This is a genomic window from Haliscomenobacter sp. (assembly GCF_965225875.1).
In the GTDB taxonomy this organism is placed as follows: Bacteria; Bacteroidota; Bacteroidia; order Chitinophagales; family Saprospiraceae; genus Haliscomenobacter.
Genome location: NZ_CBDDBS010000002.1, coordinates 3,562,739 through 3,568,649 on the forward strand (window position 1 = coordinate 3,562,739; position 5,911 = coordinate 3,568,649).

Below are 5,911 nucleotides of genomic sequence, written 5' to 3' on the forward strand. Positions count from 1 at the left end.
CTCAAATGCAGGAACGTGTTCAGCAGACCTTGAAAAAAAATGCTGAAACAATCCGATTTATCGAAAATAAGGGGCAGATCGCCAACAATGATGTGTTGTATTATTTCGAATCCAAGAATGGCTCCGTATACATAGAGCACAACCGGATTCGATTTGTTGCAATAGATCATACACTGCTCGAGCCTTTGCCCGGAAAAACTAAATTGCTTCCAGGCGTTAAAGGAACGCATACGTTTTCCATTTATTTAGATGGCTCTAACCCTAACCCACATATTGAATTGGGGCAGGCTTTTAATACAAAATACAACTATTTCTTTGGAGAGGATACCAATAAATGGGTCTCATCTGTCCGGGCGGCTAAGGATTTAACGCTGGAGGATGTTTATCCGGGTATTGACTTGCGTCTGTACAGTACAAAGGGGGGCGCTCTTGAGTTTGACTGGATATTTGATGCAGGTGCTGATTACAGCCAGGTTAAAATGCAGTTTGACGGCCAGGATAAGCTTGTCGTTAATGCAGATGGAAGCCTGCAGGTTGGCTTGCGTTTTACGGATGTTAAACTCAACATCCCGGAATCTTACCAGGTTACCGATGCAGGCAAGGTGCAGGTGCATTTCAACTTCAATAAATACAGCGATAACCAGATTGCGTTCACCACAAACGATCACCTGGATCCTGATTTTCCATTGGTAATTGACCCTACCCTGTCCTGGGGTACTTTTGTCGATGGAGCAAACTCGAATTTTGATGCTTACCTCTATGCCATCCAGGTGGATCCGGATGATGGAACGGTGTATTGTGCCGGTGGAACCAACCGGGATTTTCCAACGGGCACCGCACCATATGATGCCAACGGATACCTCAATAGTGTAAGCGGACTTTCCGGAGGTACAGGCATTAGTTCTTTGCCCAATGTCGCTATCGTCTATAGAATGAATAGTAATGGCACCGACCTCTTGGACTTGACACTTTACGGCCCTAGTACTATAAGCGGTACCAATAGGGTGATAGCACAGGCACTCAGCCTTTCCAGTGGTCGGGTATTTATTGGTGGGGCGACAACCGTAGACATTCCGACGACAGGGTCGCCATTTGACAATGCCCGCAGCGGTACAGATGGTTTTGTCGCTGTGTTTTCCCGCGATCTGGGAACCCTACACTATGCAACCTATCTGGGAGGCACTGGTGATGAAAATGTTGGCGTTACTTCCATTCGCGCCTTGAGTGATAACTCTTTTGTAGTAGGCTTGACGGCTGCTGCTGCATTGCCGGGCACGTACATCTCGGCAGGTGTTGCACAAACCACTTTCGGTGGTGGTAGCGATATGTATATCGCCAAATTCAGCAGCAATAATACCCTCACTTGGGGGACTTATGTGGGCGGCTCCGGCACTGAAGTATTCAACGACCTGGAAGTTTTTGCAAATGGACGCGTAACGTTTGCTGGTTCAACAACCGGTACGATTACACAGGTTAACAGTGCAGCGGGAAATAGCACTGGCTCTGATTCGGATGGCGTTTTAGGCGTGCTCAATTCTACTGCTACCAGTTTTAACTATTTAGATAAAATTGGTGGCACTGGCGACGACCGCATCAATGATGTGGAGATTGTGGGCGAGGTGCTTTATTGGACTGGCAGCGCCACTACTGTGTCTGGAACAGCGAACGACTTTCCAACCGGTGTAGGCGTTTACGATGCCACAGATAATGGTGGTATAGATGTAGTAGTTGGTAAGGTAAACGCAGGAGGATCATCGGGCTACGCAGCTACCTTCTATGGTACCAGTGCGACAGATATCGGCAGTGGTATACGTCTTGTTTCACAAACAGATTGCGAAGGTAACGAATCCGTACTCTTAATGGTTTTCGGCGTAGTGGCTGGCTCAGGTCTTCCAACCCAAAATATCAATGGCGAGTCTTTTTTTAACAGTTCCCATACCAGCGGAGGAAACTTTAACTACGACATGTTCTTTGCCGGATTTAATAGTTCTCTGAATACGCTGCTATACGGAACCTATATGGGCGGTAATGCGGATGACTACCTCGGTGATACTGGTGCACCAAGAGGTGCCAACCACTTGTGGGTAAATAATGGCTCAGTATTTCTGGGAACCACGACTCACAGTTCTTCGCTTAGCCCAACGCTTGTATCCGGCGGCTTTGATTCAAGCAAGTCAAATGGGGGTAACGATTCTCATATAATTCTGGCCATTCAATTCACTTCCTTGGTTGAAGTGGATTATGGTGATGCTCCAAGTTCTTATGGTACTCCTTCGCACATTCTTGATTGTATGAATCTTCATATCGGCAACTTGTTGGATGCGGAAACGGCCGCTGCACCCAATGCACTGGCTACTGGGGACGATATAGCAGGCCTCGATGATGAAGATGGGGTAAGTACATTGCCAACCCTTACAGCGGGGGGCCCTCAGAATGTTTCGGTCAATGTAAACAATATCGTCAATAATGAAGGTTCCGCGGCCACGCTGTACGGCTGGATCGATCTTAACAGTAATGGCCAGTTCGAAGCAAACGAAGTTGCTACAGTTTCCGTAGCAAGCGGGTTCACCGGAACTAAAACCTTGACCTGGACAGGTGTTTCGGTAAGCGGTGCTTTGGACCAGCATTATATGAGGATTAGATTGACGACATCCTCTTTAACAGATGATACCGGAACCACAGCTGTGGATGAAAGGTCCACAGCTGTAGCTTCCACTGGCGAAGTCGAAGATTATTTACTTGCCGCTCCCGCCTCATCAGCAGACTTGTCGATCAGCAAAACGGACGGTAGTACAACCTACACCCCTGGGGTAGGTGTGACCTACACCGTGGTGGTGAGCAATGCAGGTCCAAGTAACGTAGTGGGTGCCACGGTAGCGGACAATGCACCAACGGGCACAACGATCACGAGCTGGTCAGCAGTTTTTGCTGGTGGGGCCACGGGCACCGCCAGCGGTACGGGCAACATCAGCCAGACGGTGAGCATCCCCTCTGGTGGCTCGATTACCTACACGATCACTGTATCGGTACCTTCCAGCCAAACGGGCAACCTGGTGAACACCGCCACGGTCAGTGTACCGAGCGGCACGACCGATCCAACTCCGGGCAACAACTCGGCAACAGATACGGATACTGCGACCCCATCGGCTGATCTGGTGATTACCAAAACGGACGGTAGTGCAACCTACACCCCTGGGGTGGGTGTGACTTACACCGTGGTGGCAAGCAATGCAGGTCCAAGTAACGTAGTGGGAGCTACTGTAGCGGACAATGCACCAACGGGCACAACGATCACGAGCTGGTCAGCAGTTTTTGCCGGTGGCGCCACTGGCACTGCCAGCGGTACGGGCAACATCAGCCAGACGGTGAGCATCCCCTCTGGTGGCTCGATTACCTATACGATCAATGTATCGGTACCTTCCAGCCGGACGGGCAATCTGGTGAACACTGCTACGGTCAGTGTGCCGAGCGGCACGACCGATCCAACTCCGGGCAACAACTCGGCAACAGATACGGATACTCCGGCCCCATCAGCTGATCTGGTAATTACCAAAACGGACGGCAGTGCGACGTACACCCCTGGGGTAGCTGTGACTTATACTGTGGTAGCAAGCAATGCAGGTCCAAGTAACGTAGTGGGAGCTACTGTCACAGACAATGCACCAACGGGCACAACGATCACGAGCTGGAGTGCAGTTTTTGCTGGTGGCGCCACTGGCACTGCCAGTGGTACGGGCAACATCAGCCAGACGGTGAGCATCCCCTCTGGTGGCTCGATTACCTACACGATCACTGTATCGGTACCTTCCAGCCAAACGGGTAACCTGGTGAATACCGCCACGGTTAGTGTGCCGAGCGGCACGACCGATCCAACTCCGGGCAACAACTCGGCAACAGATACGGATACTGCGGCCCCATCAGCTGACTTGTCAATCACCAAAACGGACGGCAGTACAACCTATACCCCTGGGGTGGGTGTGACTTATACCGTGGTAGCAAGCAATGCAGGTCCAAGTAATGTGGTGGGTGCTACTGTTACAGACAGTGCGCCTGCGGGCACGACGATCAGCTCCTGGAGTGCAGTTTTTGCCGGTGGGGCCACGGGCACCGCCAGCGGCACAGGCAACATTAGTCAGACGGTGAGCATCCCCTCTGGTGGCTCGATTACCTACACGATCAATGTATCGGTACCCTCCAGCCAAACGGGTAATTTGGTGAACACTGCCACGGTCAGTGTACCGAGCGGTACGACCGACCCCACTCCGGGCAACAACTCGGCTACAGATACGGATACTGCGGCTCCATCGGCAGACTTGTCGATTACCAAAACGGACGGCAGTGCGACGTACACCCCTGGGGTAGGCGTGACCTACACCGTGGTGGCGAGCAATGCAGGTCCAAGTAATGTGGTGGGTGCTACTGTTACAGACAGTGCTCCAGCAGGTACCAGTATCAGCTCCTGGAGTGCAGTTTTTGCCGGTGGGGCCACCGGCACTGCCAGCGGTACAGGCAACATCAGCCAGACGGTGAGCATCCCTTCTGGTGGCTCGATTACGTATACGATCAATGTATCGGTACCTTCCGGCCAAACGGGCAACCTGGTGAACACCGCCACGGTAAGTGTACCAAGCGGCACGACTGACCCAACTCCGGGCAACAACACGGCAACAGATACGGATACTCCGGCCCCGTCGGCTGATATGGTAATTACCAAAACGGACGGCAGTGCAACGTATACCCCTGGGGTAGGCGTTACCTACACGGTGGTAGCAAGCAACGTAGGTCCAAGTAACGTAGTGGGCGCCACAGTAGTGGACAATGCTCCTGCGGGCACAACGATCAGCTCCTGGAGTGCAGTTTTTGCCGGTGGAGCCACAGGCACCGCCAGCGGTACGGGCAACATCAGCCAGACGGTGAGCATCCCCTCTGGTGGCTCGATTACCTATACGATCAATGTATCGGTACCTTCCAGCCAAACGGGTAACCTGGTGAACACCGCCACGGTAAGTGTACCAAGCGGCACGACTGATCCAACTCCGGGCAATAACTCGGCTACGGATACGGATACTCCGGCAGCATCGGCAGACTTGTCGATTACCAAAACGGATGGCAGTGCGACGTACACTCCTGGGGTAGCTGTGACCTACACGGTGGTCGCGAGCAATGCAGGTCCAAGTAATGTGGTGGGTGCCACGGTGGTGGACAATGCTCCTGCGGGCACAACGATCATCTCCTGGAGTGCAGTTTTTGCAGGTGGCGCTACCGGCACGGCTAGCGGTACAGGCAACATCAGCCAGACGGTGAGCATCCCCTCTGGTGGCTCGATTACCTACACGATCACTGTATCGGTACCTTCCAGCCAAACGGGTAACCTGGTGAACACCGCCACCGTGAGTGTACCGAGCGGCACGACTGATCCAACTCCGGGCAACAACTCGGCAACAGATACGGATACTCCGGCCCCATCAGCTGATCTGGTAATTACCAAAACGGACGGCAGTGCAACCTATACTCCTGGGGTAGGTGTTACTTACACCGTGGTGGCAAGCAATGCAGGTCCGAGTAACGTAGTGGGTGCCACGGTAGTGGACAATGCTCCTGCGGGTACGACGATCATCTCCTGGAGTGCAGTTTTTGCAGGTGGCGCTACCGGCACGGCTAGCGGTACAGGCAACATCAGCCAGACGGTGAGCATCCCCTCTGGTGGCTCGATTACCTACACGATCACTGTATCGGTACCTTCCAGCCAAACGGGTAACCTGGTGAACACCGCCACCGTGAGTGTACCGAGCGGCACGACTGATCCAACTCCGGGCAACAACTCGGCAACAGATACGGATACTCCGGCCCCGTCGGCTGATCTGGTAATTACCAAAACGGATGGCAGTACCACCTACACCCTGGGGTAGCT

The 5,911-nt window shown here is 52.9% G+C and carries 1 protein-coding gene; it reads left to right on the top strand.

Going from position 1 to position 5,911, the window contains the following annotated elements; genetic code table 11:
- Positions 1-5: 5 nt before the first annotated feature.
- Positions 6-5,909 carry a beta strand repeat-containing protein gene (locus ACO08K_RS16730; RefSeq protein ID WP_421797554.1) on the top strand — a complete coding sequence of 1,968 codons (5,904 nt, stop codon included), beginning with the start codon at positions 6-8 and terminating at the stop codon, positions 5,907-5,909.
- Positions 5,910-5,911 lie beyond the last annotated feature (2 nt).